19 protein-coding genes are annotated in these 17765 nt (G+C 31.1%); 1 reads left to right on the top strand and 18 read right to left on the bottom strand.

All coding sequences use genetic code 11. The features are described from left to right. Positions 1–9: 9 nt before the first annotated feature. The 9 genes from B5X49_RS07520 to B5X49_RS07480 all read right to left on the bottom strand — a co-directional run bounded on the left by B5X49_RS07520 (position 10) and on the right by B5X49_RS07480 (position 8298). A complete protein-coding gene (locus B5X49_RS07520) occupies positions 10–1401 on the bottom strand; it encodes an ABC transporter substrate-binding protein (RefSeq protein WP_052669915.1) in 1392 nt (463 codons plus the stop codon). Between the two features lie 34 nt (positions 1402–1435). Then, a complete protein-coding gene (locus B5X49_RS07515) occupies positions 1436–2446 on the bottom strand; it encodes a LacI family DNA-binding transcriptional regulator (RefSeq protein WP_045749007.1) in 1011 nt (336 codons plus the stop codon). A 281-nt stretch (positions 2447–2727) separates the two neighbouring features. Then, positions 2728–3093, bottom strand: a complete 366-nt coding sequence (locus B5X49_RS07510; protein ID WP_045749006.1) for a nuclear transport factor 2 family protein — start codon at positions 3091–3093, stop codon at positions 2728–2730. Positions 3094–3105: 12 nt separating this feature from the next. Beyond that, positions 3106–4212, bottom strand: coding sequence for an alanine dehydrogenase (gene ald, locus B5X49_RS07505; RefSeq protein ID WP_045749005.1), 1107 nt, complete (start codon positions 4210–4212; stop codon positions 3106–3108). A gap of 14 nt (positions 4213–4226) precedes the next feature. After that, on the bottom strand, positions 4227–5228 hold the full coding sequence (locus tag B5X49_RS07500) for an oxidoreductase (protein WP_045749004.1): 1002 nt from the start codon (positions 5226–5228) through the stop codon (positions 4227–4229). A gap of 276 nt (positions 5229–5504) precedes the next feature. Further along, complete coding sequence (locus B5X49_RS07495) at positions 5505–5873, bottom strand: Fur family transcriptional regulator (protein ID WP_159444504.1); 369 nt, start codon at positions 5871–5873, stop codon at positions 5505–5507. Further along, positions 5870–6688: a metal ABC transporter permease gene (locus B5X49_RS07490; RefSeq protein WP_045749002.1), complete on the bottom strand. Its 819-nt coding sequence runs from the start codon at positions 6686–6688 to the stop codon at positions 5870–5872. Before B5X49_RS07490 ends, B5X49_RS07495 begins: the two co-directional genes overlap by 4 nt. Further along, on the bottom strand, positions 6681–7367 hold the full coding sequence (locus B5X49_RS07485) for a metal ABC transporter ATP-binding protein (RefSeq protein ID WP_045749001.1): 687 nt from the start codon (positions 7365–7367) through the stop codon (positions 6681–6683). Before B5X49_RS07485 ends, B5X49_RS07490 begins: the two co-directional genes overlap by 8 nt. Continuing rightward, complete coding sequence (locus B5X49_RS07480) at positions 7345–8298, bottom strand: metal ABC transporter substrate-binding protein (protein WP_045749000.1); 954 nt, start codon at positions 8296–8298, stop codon at positions 7345–7347. The genes B5X49_RS07485 and B5X49_RS07480 overlap by 23 nt, the downstream gene beginning before the upstream one ends. 42 nt (positions 8299–8340) lie before the next feature. On the opposite strand from B5X49_RS07480, the gene B5X49_RS07475 reads away from it, so the two are divergent. Further along, entirely contained in the window at positions 8341–8841 is a 501-nt protein-coding gene (locus B5X49_RS07475) for a methylated-DNA--[protein]-cysteine S-methyltransferase (RefSeq protein ID WP_143228551.1), read from the top strand. A gap of 37 nt (positions 8842–8878) precedes the next feature. Here B5X49_RS07475 and B5X49_RS07470 read toward each other — a convergent pair whose 3' ends face one another. The 9 genes from B5X49_RS07470 to tnpA form a co-directional block, all read right to left on the bottom strand. After that, positions 8879–10303 carry a flotillin family protein gene (locus B5X49_RS07470; RefSeq protein WP_045748999.1) on the bottom strand — a complete coding sequence of 475 codons (1425 nt, stop codon included), beginning with the start codon at positions 10301–10303 and terminating at the stop codon, positions 8879–8881. Positions 10304–10451: 148 nt separating this feature from the next. Next, a complete protein-coding gene (locus B5X49_RS07465; protein WP_045748998.1) occupies positions 10452–12035 on the bottom strand; it encodes an ABC-F family ATP-binding cassette domain-containing protein in 1584 nt (527 codons plus the stop codon). Between the two features lie 131 nt (positions 12036–12166). Continuing rightward, positions 12167–12859: an LrgB family protein gene (locus B5X49_RS07460; protein WP_045748997.1), complete on the bottom strand. Its 693-nt coding sequence runs from the start codon at positions 12857–12859 to the stop codon at positions 12167–12169. Further along, positions 12856–13200, bottom strand: a complete 345-nt coding sequence (locus B5X49_RS07455) for a CidA/LrgA family protein (protein ID WP_045748996.1) — start codon at positions 13198–13200, stop codon at positions 12856–12858. The genes B5X49_RS07460 and B5X49_RS07455 overlap by 4 nt, the downstream gene beginning before the upstream one ends. 176 nt (positions 13201–13376) lie before the next feature. Beyond that, positions 13377–14423, bottom strand: coding sequence for a GNAT family N-acetyltransferase (locus tag B5X49_RS07450; protein ID WP_045748995.1), 1047 nt, complete (start codon positions 14421–14423; stop codon positions 13377–13379). Further along, on the bottom strand, positions 14359–15045 hold the full coding sequence (locus B5X49_RS07445; protein ID WP_045748994.1) for a PIG-L deacetylase family protein: 687 nt from the start codon (positions 15043–15045) through the stop codon (positions 14359–14361). Before B5X49_RS07445 ends, B5X49_RS07450 begins: the two co-directional genes overlap by 65 nt. Positions 15046–15127: 82 nt before the next feature. After that, positions 15128–15862 carry a hypothetical protein gene (locus B5X49_RS07440; RefSeq protein WP_045748993.1) on the bottom strand — a complete coding sequence of 245 codons (735 nt, stop codon included), beginning with the start codon at positions 15860–15862 and terminating at the stop codon, positions 15128–15130. 317 nt (positions 15863–16179) lie between these two features. Next, positions 16180–17301 (bottom strand): RNA-guided endonuclease TnpB family protein, encoded by a 1122-nt coding sequence (locus B5X49_RS07435; RefSeq protein ID WP_045749946.1) that lies wholly within the window; start codon positions 17299–17301, stop codon positions 16180–16182. Further along, positions 17285–17710 (bottom strand): IS200/IS605 family transposase, encoded by a 426-nt coding sequence (tnpA, locus tag B5X49_RS07430; RefSeq protein ID WP_045748692.1) that lies wholly within the window; start codon positions 17708–17710, stop codon positions 17285–17287. Before tnpA ends, B5X49_RS07435 begins: the two co-directional genes overlap by 17 nt. Positions 17711–17765: the final 55 nt, after the last annotated feature.

The following is a 17765-nucleotide window of genomic DNA, read 5'->3' as shown; positions in this document are numbered from 1 at the left end:
TTATTTTTATTATGCTGGTTCTTGAAGTGTTGCTGGTAATACTAATTCTGGATATTTCTCACTAATGATTTCTTTGAAACGAGTGTATGCTTCTGCAAATGTTGATGTACCTGCGAAGTAATCTTTCATTGCTGTTTGAATACCTTCATTTAAACCTTGATCATAAGGAGATGCATTACTCATATCAATATTTTGAGCAGCACTTGTAAATAATGCGATATGGTTTTGACCACCTAAGAATGCAGATCCGTATGTTTCATCGTTTGCAATCTTAGTCATTGCTGTTTTATTATTTGTATAATCTTCTGTGTCTCTAGTAATTTGTTCAGCGATATGTGGGTTTGCAGTAAGTTTTAACATAATATCTCTTACTAATGATGGATTATCTGTACCTTTAGCACCAACAATCCAAGTACCACCCCAATAATAACTTGCAGGACCTTGAACGACACGGTATTCACCAAATAAACCATTACCTGGTGCTTTAGGTGCATCTGGATCGCTTAATGAGTTACCAAGTAATGTAAAGTTAATTCCCCAAGTTGAATAGAAGAATCCGAAGACATCTCCATTAATACCTTGGTCACTTTGCCATCCATCACTCCATAAACCATTACCATTGTTATAACCAGCTGTAGAATAAGCTTTAGTTTGTTTAATCCAGTTTAGAATTTGTTGGTCAAATACAACATTATTATTTGCATCAACCCATTTTTGACTAATACTATTAGAGAATGCTCTAAATGCATCATCATAACCAGATAACATCTTATAAGTCTTAGCTTTCATTTGAGCAGCAACTCCGTCAAACTTAGCCCAAGTATTGATCATGGATTGTACTTGTACTGGATCATCTGTTCCTAATACTTCTCTTGCTAAATCTGCACGATATGCAAATAGCCCTGGAGTTGCTTGCCATGAAACAGCTCTTAATACACCATCTTTATCTGTAACGATATCTTTAGTATATTGATATTGATCAGCTAAAGCAGATTCTTTAATTTTAAGCTCATTAACAACATCCATTGCATATAAATCATTTGCATACTTGGTTGCATAGTCTGCTTCAATTAAGAACATATCAATTTTATCGTTTGCTGCTGCACTAGATTGATTTGCAAGTGCTGTATCTAATGCGATTTGGTATGCATTATTATCATTTGCAACTTTAATCCATTTAACAACTGTACCATCATCTAATACATCAGTACCGTCTTGGTTAGTTTTTACATAACCTGGATAATAATCTCTAAAACGTCCAATAAACTCATCATTCCATACACGAATAACAAGCGTATCGCCTTCACTTTCTAAACCTACACCACCTGTTGTGTCATTACATGCCACTAATGTGAATGCAAATAACATAACAAGTAATCCTACGAAAATCTTTCTAAACATTGTTTTTCCCCTTTTCCTTTTTAAAAGTTTTTGTTTAGTCCAGTTTTTTAACTGTTGAACCCTGTTGAAGTTTCCCATTGACCGTTACAACTTCCACTTTATAATCTTTTGGATGTTCAATTTGTTCAATGAGTTTGAGAGCAGCTTGTTTACCTATTTCATCACTATCTTGAATATAGGTTGTTAATATGGGTCTTAAAATACGTGATAAGTAAATGCCATCATACCCTACTACAGAAATATCTTCTGGAATTTTAAGACCATGTTTTTCGATTTCACTCATGCCCCCCATGAATGAATAATCGTCTGGATAAATGATACATGTTGGTCGATCATCAAGATTTAGGAGATCTCTTGTTGCTAAACCACTATGTTTCGGTAAATGATAATAACCTTGTTTAATATAATCTGGTTTGACTTCTAAATTAAGTTTTTGTAGTGCCTGATGAAATGATTGAAGTCTTTCTTTTGTAACAGTCGTTAACTCACCATGTATAAATGCTATTTTTCGATGTCCTTGTTTATAAATATAGTCAACAATTCTACCCAATCCTACACTATTATCTGACATAATAGCCGTTCTATTATCAAAGATATGATCAATAGTTACAACCGACATATCTGATTCAATAAGTTCTAAAACTTCTTTATCTTCAAAATCCGCCGTAACAATAATGACACCATCACATCGACGATATCTTGCATGAGATAAAAGTGTATGTTTGGTTTGTCCAACAACATTAGATATAAACGTAAAGTCATATCCTTTCATTCTTAGGTTTTCCTGGATACTACCAAGCATCGTTGAAAAATACTCATGCTTTAACCCTGCTCTGGAGTTATCTACATAAACAACTCCCACATTATAAGATCGATTGGTCTTGAGACTCCTTGCTTGTGAGTTAGCAATATATCCCATTTCGTTTGCAATCTTATGAATTCGTTCAGTCATTTCAATACTAATTTCATGACTTCTACTGAGTGCCTTACTGACCGTTGCGACACTCACACCGACAACTTCAGCAATATCTTTTAACTTAACCATATGATTATTTTTCCGTTCTTATTTTTTACTTAAACGTTTGCGCAACTATATTCTATCACTCATGATTTTTAATTTCAACCGATTTTTAAACGAAAATGAAAGCGCTTTTTTCGCTTCACAAATGCATTTGGCTTTATTAAGGCATTAACCTTATTTTTTTCACTTAATCGTTTTCGTATTTTCGTATTTATTGCGTGGATTTAACGTACTCAATCGTTTACGTTTACATTTTTACAACAAAAAAAGAACCTAAATAAAATTTATCTAGATTCTTTATATCTTTAAAATCCGTTTAGATTGACTACTTCTTCAGGTATGATTTGAACCGTGTCCCACATCTCAATTATTTTTTGATCTTTAAACTTAAATGTATGAACAGCGATAACTTCTAATACGTTTTGATTCATAACAATATGAGACCTTACAGATACGAAATCACCATCTTCTAAAACATGAAGTATCGTAACTGTTCTATCTGGAAATTGTAATCTACTTTCCTTCATTGCTTGAATTAGTTTAGGTGTTTCTGCTTCAGTATATACATTATGATGTTTAAAGGATGGGTCTGTATATAATTTGAATGCTTTTAAAACATCACTTGTTGCTGTTTCTATAACAAAGCTTGTTGCAATTTCTTTTCTTGTCATGAATAATTCCTTTTATAATAAATTTTCTAGCATCTGATAAGGCATATCAAATGTATCTGATAATTCTTTTAATGTGACATGGCCTTTAAAAGTATTTACACCATTTTTTAGCGCTTGATTAGATTTTAGTGCTTTTATAACACCTTGATTTGCAATTTCAAGTCCAAATGGTAATGTTGCAAGATTAAGTGCAATTGTAGATGTTCTTGGTACAATACCTGGCATATTGGCAACACAATAATGTGTAATACCTTTATAAACAAAGGTTGGATTTGTATGATATGTTGGTTTTGATACATCCGTTGACCCACCTTGGTCAATTGCAATATCCACAATCACTGAACCTTTTTTCATCAGTGGATAATACGCTTTTTTAATCAATTTAGGTGCTCTTGCTCCTGGTAGTAAAACACTTGATATAATTAAATCATTTTCACTTAGTGCTTTTTTCAAATTCTCTTCATTAGAAATATATGTTTCTATAAGTGGGTATTTTTCTTTTAGACTTGCTAATACTTCTTCTCTAATATCCATTACAGTAACATGAGCACCTAGACCATATGCATTGGATAATGCCGCCTTACCCGATACACCTGCACCAATGATTAATACATTTGCTGCAGGAACTCCTGTAACACCAGAGATTAATAATCCATTACCCCCAAAGTTTTTATACATAAATCTTGCACCTTCTAAAACAGAAAGTTTACCAGCAATTTCACTCATAGGACGTAAACAAGGTAAACCTGTTTCATCTTTAATCGTTTCATATGCAATTGCTGTAACTTGTTTTTTAACAAGTGCTTTTGTTAGTTTTTCATTTGCTGCAAGATGTAAATACGTGTAAAGGATTAATCCTTTTCTAAAGTAACGAAACTCAGAATCTAAAGGTTCTTTAACCTTAATAATCATTTCTGATTGCTTCCAAACAGTTAGAGCATCATCAACTAACTTAGCACCTGCTTTTTCATAAGCTAAATCTTTAAAACCCGATGTTAAGCCAGCACCTTTTTCTACGAGAACTTGGTGCCCTTTTTTTACATAAGCTTTTGCTGCTGTTGGAGTTAACCCAACTCTGTCCTCACTGGACTTTATTTCCCTTACCACACCTATAATCACTTTAGTTTCCCCCTTTAACTTTTAGATTTGATGAGTGTTGATGCACGTTTGTATGATGTTGGTAATAAAGATTCATCATACTTATATATAAAGAATGGATCCATTAATAGCTTTCTTCCAAAAAACACCATGTCACAGTCTTCTTTTTCTAATGCTTCATTTGCTAGATTTAAATTATCTATTTGACCACCTGTAATCGTAATAATACCTGTTTCTTCTTTAATTATTTTTGCAAAGGGTAGTTGATAGCCTGGATAGTCATTGACCATATTAGGTATAACACCACCACTTGAAATATCTACCATATCTATTTTATGCTTAATTACATTGAGTATGCCTGCCCAATCATAAGGTGTTAACCCAAGTTCATCATACTCATATGCCGAAATTCTAAGTTGTAACAATTGATCTTTATCCATTTCAGATCGAACTGCATCAATGATTTCTTCTAAAAATTTTAATCCGTCTTTATATTCATCGTCTCTGTCATTTACCAAAGGTGACATAAACTGATTGATTAAATACCCATGAGCACCGTGTAATTCAATACTATCAAATCCAATCTCTCTTGCTCTTCTTGCAGATGCCTTAAATGCATTAACAATCTCTTTAATTCCTTCTGGTGATAATCTTCCTGGTGTTAAATAAGATTCACTAAATGGTTGATTGGTTGATGAAACAATATTCTCAGTACGTGATTTTCTTCCTGCATGTGAAAGTTGAATACCAATTTTAGCACCCAAAGCATGCACACCTTCAACAATTTTCTTGAGTGGTTCGATTTGCGAATCACTCCATAAACCTAAATCTTCATAGGTAATTCTTCCATTAGGTAAAACAGCAGTTGATTCTATCATAATATAACCAACGCCACCTAAAGCACGTGCTGTATAGTGTGTATAATGAAAGTTTGTTGCAACCCCATCTTTTTTATATACTTGATACATACACATTGGACTCATCATGATTCTATTTTTAAATGTATGATTCTTAATTACAAAAGGATCTAATATCATGTCATACCTCCATGATGTTATTATAACACTTAAGAGAATCCAGATATTAAAATATATATTTTAGGCAAAAAAAAACCATCCTTAGGATGGTCAATTGAATTTTTACAAAGTAAAGAAGGAGAATGTACGTAGTCTTAGTATAGCGGAACTAAGGTAGAAACTTAACCACCGATTTATTGGTCAAATATACTGTACATGAAATACATAATAAGATTATATTAAAAATGATTTCTTTTGTAAAGAAGAAAATTTAAAAAGAGTAAATTATGATATTTCTTATTGATTTTGACAGTCTTTACAGAGTCCATAAAGGTTTAAATCATGATGCATGACGGTAAATCCATATTTATCTTTAATCTCATCAATTAAACCCTCTAAATGACAATCAAATTCAAATGCTTGATTACACTCTTTACAAACCATAAAATGATGGTGTGACTCATGATTTAAATAATAATATGCTTTATTATCTAAATGGTTTTTAGCAACCAATCCATCATTAAAAAATATCTCTAATGTTCTATAAATCGTGGATAGATTCATTTTTTCTTCGAGTAACTTATAAATTTCTTCTGCATTCATCGGTTGAGATGATTTACTTAAGATATCATATATCAGTTTTCTTTTAAGGGTAAGTTTAATCAAGTTACCTTCCTCCTTAGAATGGTTTTGTTTAAAACGAATAAGACACTATATAAAAGTGTATAAAGAATAACAATAAACGATCCTGCTGGAATGTTTAGAATATGTGCGAGAAATATTCCAAGGATAATGACTGTCATCGAAAAGATTGTACCATAAATGAATAAATCTCTAAATCTTTTTGAGAATATATTTGCTGTAACTAAAGGAAATATTAATAAACTAGAAATAAGTAAAACACCAATACTTCTCACACCAATTAAGACAAATAAGCCTGTAAATGCTGCAAGTGTATAACTTAATACATTTACTTTAACACCACTAAATTTTGCATATTGATAATCAAATGTTAAATTGATTAACTTTCTATAATTGATCAAAATAAATAACCCAACTGCAATAAATAGACCTAATGTTATATATAAGTCTAGTGATGTTCTAAACCAAATATTACCTGAGATTAAACTTTCCAAATCAATCGATTGATTTGAAAACTTAATCGCAATTAAACCCACTGCAAACATAAAACTAGATACCATAGATAATGCACTATCTGCATGTGCTTTTGTGTAATGACTCATCCATTTGATAAGAATTGATGAGATAACGACTAACGGAACTGCCAAATATATTGGTTCATCCATCCATAAAAATCCGATTGCCAAACTTGAAAAACTCACATGACTCAGTCCATCTGCAATCATAGATTGTTCATTGAGTACAATAAATGGACTCAGAAGGGTTGCTGTTAGGCCTAGTAGAGTAACCACTAAAATTCCATATTTTAATACATCTAATGTTAATAAGAAATTATCCATGGTGATGTCCCTCATGTTCAAACTGATGATAATCAATATATGTACCATAGAATTTAATCTCTTGGTCAATATACATGACTAAACTATTTTCTAATACTAAGTCTGTTAAATCATGTGTGATATGAATAATTGTCATTTGAAGTTCTTCTTTTATCGTTTTAAGTAATTCATAGAACTGCTCTCTAAAACTAGGGTCAAGTGCTGAGGTTGGTTCATCCAGTATTAATACATCAGGTTTTGAGATGATTGTTCTAATAATATAAGCTCTTTGAAGTTGACCCCCTGACAATGTATGAATAGGTTCTGTTAATATTTTAGGATCTAGCTTCATCCTTATAATCCAAGCTTTAATAATCTCTGCATCTTTTGGTTTAATAAATAGATCTTGTTTCAAAAAACCTGTATAAATAAACTCTTGTACAGTTAAAGGGAAATTTCTTTTTATCATGAGTTTTTGTGGTACATAACCTAACCTTTTACATGATTTTAAGATTTCACCTTTAGATGGTTTGAGTTCACCAACTAAACTTTTAACCAGTGTTGTTTTCCCACTTCCATTAGGTCCAATAATATTTAAGATATCTCCTTCATGTACGACAAAAGAAGCGTGTTTAACTGCTTCTGTTTGTCCATATGAAAGTGAAACGTTTTTATATTCAATTAGACAGTCCTTCTTCATATGAAATCATCTCCTTCACATATGATATATTTCTAATTAGTAAATCCAGATAACGAACACCTTGTTCATAATCTGATTTTGAAATCGTGTGGAAACTATGAAACTCATAAAAGATTAAACCACCAATTCTGGATTGAATAAAATTAGCTGTATCCATAGATTTGTTTTCTTCCATAAATACGTATTTTACTTCATTTGAAATGAGTAGATTGATGAAGTTTGTAACTTCTTGACTGGTTTGATCACTGTTTGGAGAAATACTTTCATCTAAACTAATTACATTCACATGAAATGCTTCACTAAATCCTTGTAGTGCATTATGTCCTAAATAGTACAATGTATACTCTACTTTATCTTCTAAATATTCATGAAAACTTTGAGCTTCTTCAAGAATTGCATCTGCATAAAGATGTGTGTTTTCTAACAAAGTATCTGAAATATCAACATATATTTCAGATAGATGAATTCCTAATCCTTCAACGATTTCAGAAACAATAAATGGATTGGATAAAAAATGCGGTGAATCACCATGATCGTGGTCATGATCGTGATCATCTTCTAATAGTTTTGCACTCAGTGTTTCATGGTCATGATCTATCATACTATCCAGTGCAATAGAGATTGCATCATTTTTTAAGATTTTTGAAACATTTTCACTATCAATGAGCCAAGGTGAATAGTTAATTGAGGCATAAATGAATACAGAAGCATTTTTTAAAATGACTAAATCTTGACTGGTTGGTTCAAAACTGTGATAATCTATATGATAAGGTTGTATCATATAAATAGTTTTTTCATCACCTACGATATTAGAGACAATATCATATGTGATATAATCTGTTACAACAATATCATATGTTTCTTGATTACTGCATGCAGTCAGTATCATAAGTACTGTAATAATAAATAATACTTGTGCAAGTTTTTTCATGGTGTTCTCCTATTTGCGAATTATTTGCAAAATTATTATATCATGAAAAATACAGTTTGCAAATCATTTGCAAAAGAAAGTGGTGATACTATGTTTTATGATTTTTATACCTATAAACATTGGACCTTTATACTGAAAGCATCGATGAAAGGTTTAACTCATCTTTATCTCTTTGAAAACGAAGATTTATCAAACCTTACACATCATCCTCAAATACTAAAACCTTATGTAGATGCGTTAGAAAGCTATTTTAAACAAGAATCCTTTAAGTTACCTCCAATGGATATTAAAGGAAGTACATTTGAGTTAAGCGTTTGGAATGCACTTATCCAAATTCCTTATGGTAAAACTAAAAGCTATAAAGATATATCCATGCATATTGGACGATTGAATGCATCTAGAGCTGTTGGTAATACTGTTGGTAAAAATCCTATCATGATTTTTATTCCATGCCACCGAGTGATTAAAAGTGACGGTACGATTGGTGGATTTTCATCAGATCCGCTTCTAAAAATTGAATTACTAAAACAAGAGATGAAATAAAGCGCACAGTTTAAATGTGCGCTTTATCTTTTATATATTATTTAACTGGTTTAGCTGGTTTATCTTTTGAATCTTTTTCAGTTAACTTACCTGTTGCATAACCTGCAAGTAAACTTGTTAAATCAATACCAGTTGCTTCTTTAACAGATGAAAGAATTTGGGTTGAACTATTAACGATATCACCTACAAGTTTTGTTGAGTTACCTTCACCATACATTGTAATCTTATCAACCTTAGATAATGGTTCGGATGCAGCACGAACAATCTTAGGTAAGACGTCTGAGTTAAGTACTAACTCAAGTACAGCAGCACTTTCATATAGTTTCATTGCTTCTGCCTTTTTCTCAATAGCTTCTGCTTCAGCAAATCCTACTGCTTGAATACCAGCAGCTCTTTGTTCTTCAGCAAAACGTTTAGCTTCAGCTTGAACTTTAACAGCTTCTGCTTGTTTAGATTCTTCAATATATTTTGCTTCTGCTTCTTTAGAACGTGTGTAAAGTTCAGCAAGTGCTTTTTGTTCAGCAGCATAACGTTTCGCATCCGCATCTTTTTTAACAACAGCGTCTAAACGTTTTTCTTCGACTTCAATTTCTTTAGTCTTTAATTCAATTTCTTTACTACGTTTAGCAATCTCTGCTTCTTGAATAGCAATATTAACACTCTTAGTTTCGTTTGCTTTTTGAATTTCATAAGCTACGTCAGCAGTAGCTTTTTGAGTATCAGATTTTTGTTTAAGACTTGCTTGTCTTAATTCAAGATCGGTATTTTGTTCAGCAATCTTTAATTCAGCTTGAATTCTAGCTTGGTTTGCTAATTCTTTAGCTTGAGCACTTGCAATTTGAACTTCTTTTTCAGAATTTGCACGAGCGATTGCTGCGTCTTTTCTAATTTGAGTTACATTATCAACCCCAAGGTCTTCAATCACTCCATTTTTATCACTAAAATTTTGAATGGTAATGTTAATGATTTCTAATCCCATTCTACCCATATCTTGCATTGCAGATGCATATACTTGTTCAGCAAACTTATCTCTATTTTGAACAAGTTCTTTTAATTTCATTTGACCAATAATTTCACGCATATTACCTTCTAATACTTCTTTAGTAACTATACGAATACCTTCTAGGTCTCGAGATAATAAAATTTGTCCAGCAAGACGAATAGATTCTTCATCAGTTTTAATTCTAATATTTGCAACCCCATCTACAAATATATTAATAAACTCATTTGTAGGAACTGCTGAATCTGTTTTAATGTCTGTTTGAATTAATGATAAAGGAATCACGTCAATTCGTTCTAAGAACGGAATACGTAGTGTACCTTTCCCTATGATGACTCTAGATTTTCTAGGTCCTGTAATGATATATGCTTGGTTTGGTTTTACCTTTACGTAAGATGCTGCAAAGAATATTAATAAAAGTATAACTACAACACCAGTAATAATGCCTATTGTTCCGCCCATTTCTTATCCTCTTTCTTTTTGTAATATTAATATAATTATACTTTATAAATTTTAAAAGTACTAAAGATTTTATAAAGAATTTACATCAACAATAAAAAATGGACTCAAATCTGTCGATTTAAGTCCATTTCAATATTTTTTGAATTAATTATCTTGTTTCTAAATAATCTTCATAGCTCATTACAAGTTCTTTAATACGTCCATCTTCTGTAAACTCAATTAATTTACTTGCTGTTGTAGAGACTAATTGATGGTCGGTAGTTGTAAATAATACAACACCACCAAATTCTTGAAGACCTTTATTTAAAGCGGTTATAGATTCCATATCTAAGTGGTTTGTTGGTTCATCTAAGATCAGTGTATTTCTACCTTCAATCATCATTCTTGAAAGAAGTAAGCGTACTCTTTCTCCACCACTTAATACATTAATTTTCTTTAATGCATCTTCACCACTAAATAGCATTCTACCTAAAAATCCTCTGACATAAGTTACTTCTTTATTCTTAGAATAATCCGTTAACCAGTCAACCATAACGGTTGGTTTTTTAAATTCTTGATTGTTATCCTTTTTAAAATAACCAAGACTTACTGTGTCGCCCCATTTGAAAGTTCCACTATCAGGCTCCATATGTCCTCCAAGTATTTCGAATAAAACAGTAACTGACCTTTGGTTTAACCCAATGAAGGCAACCTTATCTTCTTTACCAATCGTCAGGGATATATTATTTAATACAAGTTCTCCATCAATGGTTTTAGATAGATTTTCAATTTTTAAAATATCATCTCCTAATGCTTTTTCTGGTTTAAAGTTCACATAAGGATATCTTCTTGTTGATGGTTTAATTTCAGTTAATTCAATTTTATCTAATGCTTTCTTTCTAGATGTTGCTTGTTTTGACTTAGAAGCATTTGCACTAAATCTAGAAATAAAGTCTTGAAGTTCTTTGATCTTTTCTTCGGACTTTTTATTTTGCTCTTTCATTTGTTTTAACATCAATTGACTACTCTCATACCAGAAATCATAGTTTCCAGCATATAAAGTAATTTGCTTATAGTCGATGTCTGCAATGTGTGTACAAACCTTATTCAAAAAGTAACGGTCATGGGATACAACAATAACTGTATTTTCAAAATCAATTAAAAAGTTTTCTAACCATAAGACAGCCTTGCTGTCTAAGTGGTTTGTTGGTTCATCCAGTAATAATATATCTGGATTATCAAATAGTGCTTGAGCAAGTAATACTTTAACCTTATCATTACCCGATAAATCCTTCATTAATTCATAATGAAGACTTACATCAACACCTAAACCAGTTAATAAAATTGCAGCATCACTTTCAGCATTCCAACCATTCATATCATCAAAAATAGACTCAAGTTCACCTGCTCTAATTCCATCTGCTTCTGTAAAGTCTTCTTTTGCATAAATCGCATTTTTTTCCATCATGATTTTATATAATTTTTGATTACCTTGAATGACGGTATCAATAACCGTAAAATCATCAAATTTAAATTGATCTTGTTTTAAAAATGATAATCTCTTATTTGATGGAAATGATATATTTCCTCTTGTTGTTGATAGTTCACCTGATAATATTTTAAGTAATGTAGATTTACCAGCACCATTTGCACCAATTACACCATAACAATTACCTTCTGTAAATTTAATATTAACATCTTCAAATAGTATTTCTTTACCAATTTGATATGTCACATTGGATACGTTTAACATGTATAATCCTCCTAAATCCAATCAAACCCTTACTATCTTATCATATTCATTAAATTTAATCTAATCTTATAGATAGATTATGATAATTCACGTATAAAATGGCAAAATAAAAGAGTCTAACTATAGACTCTTTATGTAATCAGTAATTCTATGATTTTATAAATAACTGGGGAAAGTAAGACGGTCATTAATCCTGTAAAAATAAGTGCGAGTGTGGACATACTTGCTTCTACTGAACCGTATTCTATGGCTTTAGATGTACCAACTGCATGGGCACTTGCACCAAGGGATAATCCTCTAGCGATAGGGTCATTAATTTTAAATAATTTAAAGATGGGCGGAGCAATCAATACACCAAAGACACCTGTTAATACAACGATTGTCACAGTTAAGTATTTGATACCTCCAAGAGAACTTGATATATCAATAGCAATCGCAGTGGTTACACTCTTTGGAATGAATGTTGCTAGCATTGTTGTATCAGATTTCATGATAACTACAATGAGTCCTATCGTGATTGCATGAACAACTACTCCAATGAAAATTGTTATAAGAATTAATTTCCAATGCTTTTTGAATAAATCCATTTTTTCATATAAAGGTAATGCCAGTGATACGGTTGCAGGTCCTATAAAAAACGTGATGAGTTGGCTGCCTTCTTTGTAAGTATCATAATTTATCCCTGTCAGAAGTAAGAAAGCGATGAGTATCAAACTGGTTGTTAGTAATGGGTTTAACCATGTTTGTTTAAACTTTTTTTGTAGGATAAATATAATTCCATAAATAAAGATTGTTAAGGGTATTGTCCATAGAATATGAATCATGATTTAGCACCTCTATTTGCAACCCAAGCTGTACATATGAATGTCACTGTCGTTGATATTATTAATACAAGTAAAATTTCTAACCAATGCATTTGAATTAAATCAAAATATACCATTAAACCTACACATAGTGGTACAAATAAAAACGACATATATTTTTGTAAAAATTGAGAAGTTTCTTTAATGTATACTGGCTTGATTAATTTTGTTAGTAATGCTAAAAAGAGTAAGATTAAACCAATTAAATTACCAGGAAATGAGAAAGGTAATATATAGGCGATTAATTCTCCTAATAATGTAAACAAGATTAAAATAATGATTTGAACAATGATCTTATACATTTTAAACCTCAGATATCTTTGTACAATTCAACATTATACTTGATTTTATTCCCTATATGTGTGTTTTATATAATGAGTTGATCATTATGTTATACGTATACATAATTTTTTCTAAATTTCATAAAATAATTCTATAGAAATGAAAAAGTGATTCGATAAAATCACTTTACATTCGTTTATAAATTCTTTCTTAATACAGAAAAACTCTTGATAATTTTAAATCCTGCACCTAAATAGATATTTCTAGCAGGATTTAAATGTCCTGTAAATAAACTCATAAACTCTGCACCATTTTGTCTAGAGTAATCAATAAGTGAACTAAAAAGTGCCTTTCCTAAACCATGTCCTTGAACATCTGGATGTACACCAATACCTGCAAAATAACCTCTTTTAGATTTTTCTGTAATGAGTGGGCCAGTCCATCCTAAGATTTTACCCTCTTTTTCAATAATCAACATTGGCAAAGGATCTTTTTTAGAAAGATTGTTTTCAACGACTTCAAGCCATGTTTTATTATTTAATGCTTCAAATAAAGATTTGAAGCCATGATGTTTAGACTCGTCATACAAGGTAATATTAAAACCAATTTGTTTATTCTCTTCGATTGTTTTCTTTATTTTATCAGGTATTTGATAAGTTCGAATATCTTGATAATATACATCTTGTTGCTGCCCATCAATGTTATAACCATTATTCATTAATAAAAAATAATAGTCTGTGTTTTGTGCAACAGCAGGCATACCAGGGTGATCATGAGGATAATGGTCATCGATATACCACTCCATATTAAAAGGACTTAAAAAGAGATTTCTGACAAATGTTTTACCGTATGTTTTTAGTTTATCTTCTAATGCTTTTAAAATACTTGAACCAATACCTTGTCTTTGATGTTGTTGATCCACTAAAATAAATGAGATAAATCCAGGATCTATAGAATCAAGTGATTTGTAGGATGCATGTCCTATACCAATGATTTTATTGTTTTCTTGATACATCATAAATAATTCTTTGTTAAAGTGCGGATTACTTAAAAACTTTTGTTTAAAATAATCCTTTGTCCAAGGTTTTAGTAATCTGTCTTTTTCAACGTTTTGATTCCAAAGATTGATGATTTCATCCAAATATTTATCTTCATAAATGATTAACATATTTTTATCCTTATAAAATGATTTTCTTTTGATACTCATGAACACTAAAAGCTTGGGCATAATCTTTTCTGGCATAACAACCTCTAACAACAGCTAGATGTGTATAATAGTCATAATATCTAAAAGATGGGCTATTCATAATAAACCAATGTGTTTGCATCGCACGTTTCCATAAATCATACCCTTCATGACTACCAGCGATATAAACATAAGGTGTAAATGCTTCACTATCTTCCCAGTTCTCAGCAAAATAAACTGGAGCATAATGTCTTTCTCCTTCAAGCTTATCTCCCATATCAATACCAGCAAAGAAACTAGCATCCTCAACGATTTTAGAGGTTAACTGATGATCTTTATGCATCGAGTGCTTCCAATGTGTAAAAATTAATGTAGGCTTATATTTTCTAATCATACGAGCAACTTCAAGACGGACATCTAAAGTATCTGGTAATTCACCATCTCTGTAATTTAAAACAATAGATTCACCTTGAAGCATTTTAGCAAAATCATCTGCTTCTTTTATCTTTTGAAGTCGATAGTCATCCACTGTCATATGTTTTGGATTACCTCTTTCACCTGCTGTAAGTGCCAGTGTAATAATTTTATCACCTTCTAAACTCTTGGTTGCAAGCACCAACCCCGTTGTAAGTTCTGCATCACCTATATGAGCACCAATGGATAAATAAGTATTATGCATAAATCCCCCTTTTGAAAACGCTTTATATATATTCATTATAGATGAAGTTCAATGAAAAAAATAATTATAAATTAAAAAAGAATCATCGAATGATTCTTTCTAATAAATAAATGATATCCATTGAGCGTTGTTCTATATGTTGATTAATATCGACGATATCCTCTGGAGTAATCATAATATCTGGTCTTTGTTTCATATTTAAAACAACATTAGACACCCATTCAATATCATGTATTTCATAATCCTTTAATGCTTGTAGAAATACACTGATAAAATGAACATAACATTTGGTAGGCACTTCAAGTAAGTAATCAAAAACTTCTTTACTACCTGGCCAATTTAAATCTTGTAGCCAAACAGATAATAGTAGATGTAATAATAGATGATCCTCTTTTCTAAGATGTGTGAGATTCAGTAAATCCTTCACATGAAATTTCCATTGATTTTTTTCAATTCTTATATGCTCATAATCAATGAACTGAGAAATACACAAAATTTCTGATATATTCTTTAGCTTTAAGTCTAACTGACTTTCTAACTTGACATGAATTAAACGCTTGATTCGATTCAATGAAAGATAATCTTTCGTTGAATCATAATAATGCATCAGATTATTGGTAATATATATAAATGATTCATCCGATAAAGTGAGTATAATTTGTTCAATAGATTCTTTATCTGTATGGAGTCGATGTAAAAAAACATAATATAAATCTGGCAAGCGATTTGATATGAATGATTTTGGAAGATCAAAGTATTGATCATAATATGCAATTTTTAGAAAAATAAACTCTGTAATTTTAGATTGATTAACCATTTGGAACCTCTATTCTTTTCTCTTTATCTCTATTGTATATGCATTAGTTTCATTTGAACATGTCATATATGTCATATAATGCACAAAATATAAAGAAAGGTATTCATGACTTTTCTTTGAAGTCATGAATACCTAATTGAAGTAAGTAAAGATTCACTTGTTTCCTGTTTTTAAACTCAATTGTTTGGGTTGGATACATTGTTTGTGAACTACCCACCACTTAACATTTTATGTTGAAGTGGGGGCTTCCTACCCAAACTAAAGTATTCTTTAGTGTCTCAGTAGGCTATCCCCGTAGTTCCTACGGTTCTAATAACTTATGCTAAGTTTTCAACTTTAAGTAGTTCTAAACCCTTATTTCTTATATTGACTGCTGCATTATAGTCTCGGTCCATATTTTGTCTACAATGCTCACAACTATATATACGTTCACTTAGTTTTAACTCTGTTTTTAAGTGACCACATCTACTACACATTTTACTCGATGGATACCACTTATCTATTTTAACTAGTGTTTTACCTAATCTGTTTAACTTGTATTCAAGTAAGGTGATAAATTTATACCAACCAAATCTTGAAATCTGTTTAGCGTAATGTTTGTTACTGGTTGCCATCTGCTTAAGGTCTAGCGTTTCTATACTTACACTATCTGATGTCTTGGCTATCGAATCTGATAGTTTATGTAAAAAATCTAGACGTTTGTTTGTTATACGCTCATGAAGTATTGCTACTTTATGTTGTTGTTTAAAATAGTTCTTACTTTGATCTTTTTGTTTCTTATTCGGTTGGTATCTTCTAGATAGGCTTGACTGAAGCCTTCTAAGTTTTTGTTGGTCCAACAAGATACTTTCCGGATAAGCATATCGATTACCTTCACTGTCTACATAAAAGTTTGTCATATCAAAATCAAGACCTATAGTAGTTTTTACTTCACATGGTGATATGACTGTTTCATAATCCAATAAGATTGAAATGTAATATTTACCTGTTTTACTTTTAGATACCGTCACTGATCGTAGTTTATAGTCTTCTGGTATGTGTCGATGTTTCTTTAACTTAACTAAGCCTAGTTTAGGTAATTTTATAAATCCATCTAAAACTTTGATATTTCCATTCACTATATTTGTAGTATAACCATAATCTTTCTTTCTTGCTTGAAAGTTAGGAAAACTGGTTTGTTTTGAAAAGAAGGACTTGAATGCACGTTCTAGATGAAGTTGACGATTAGCTAGTGCCAATGAGTCCACTTCATTTAAGAAACTAAAAGCCTCTTTATAACGAGCTGGCGTATTATATAACATCTCTTTAGTTGATTCATAGTGAGCGATTTTATCTGATAACATCTGATTCCAAATAAAACGACAAGCACCTAGTGTTTTAGTTATTAAGATTTGTTGTTCAGGGTTTGGATATATCCTAAATTTATATGCTATATGCATTTTTTTCACAGTCTTCCCCCTGCGTTTCAATGTACTGTTTTAAAACTTCAGTAGGTGCACCACCAGTTGTTAGTAATAAAAAACTTTTACTCCAAAAAGCTTCTTTCCATAAAAATTTCTTAATACTTGGAAATTCCTTTTTAATTAACCTTGAAGATGCTGATTTATAGGCATTAATAAATTTTGAAATCTCACTATTAGGGTGTGCCGTAAAAAGTATGTGAACATGGTCCACATCATGATTCCAAGTTTGTAAGGAGATGTTATATGTCTTTGCTATATTTATATAAATTTCTTTAAGTCGATTCGATATCTTCTCATCAAGGACTTCTCTTCGATAATTTATAACCAAAATAAGGTGAAAGTTTAATTTGAATACTGAATGGTTATTGTTATCGAAATTCTTCATATTAGAGCGCCCCTTAACTTTTATACTGAATGGTTTATTTAATATATTATACCAT

It is taken from the genome of Acholeplasma oculi (assembly GCF_900166985.1).
Lineage (GTDB): Bacteria > Bacillota_I > Bacilli_A > Acholeplasmatales > Acholeplasmataceae > Acholeplasma > Acholeplasma oculi.
This window is presented reverse-complemented; position numbering and strand designations above follow the sequence as displayed.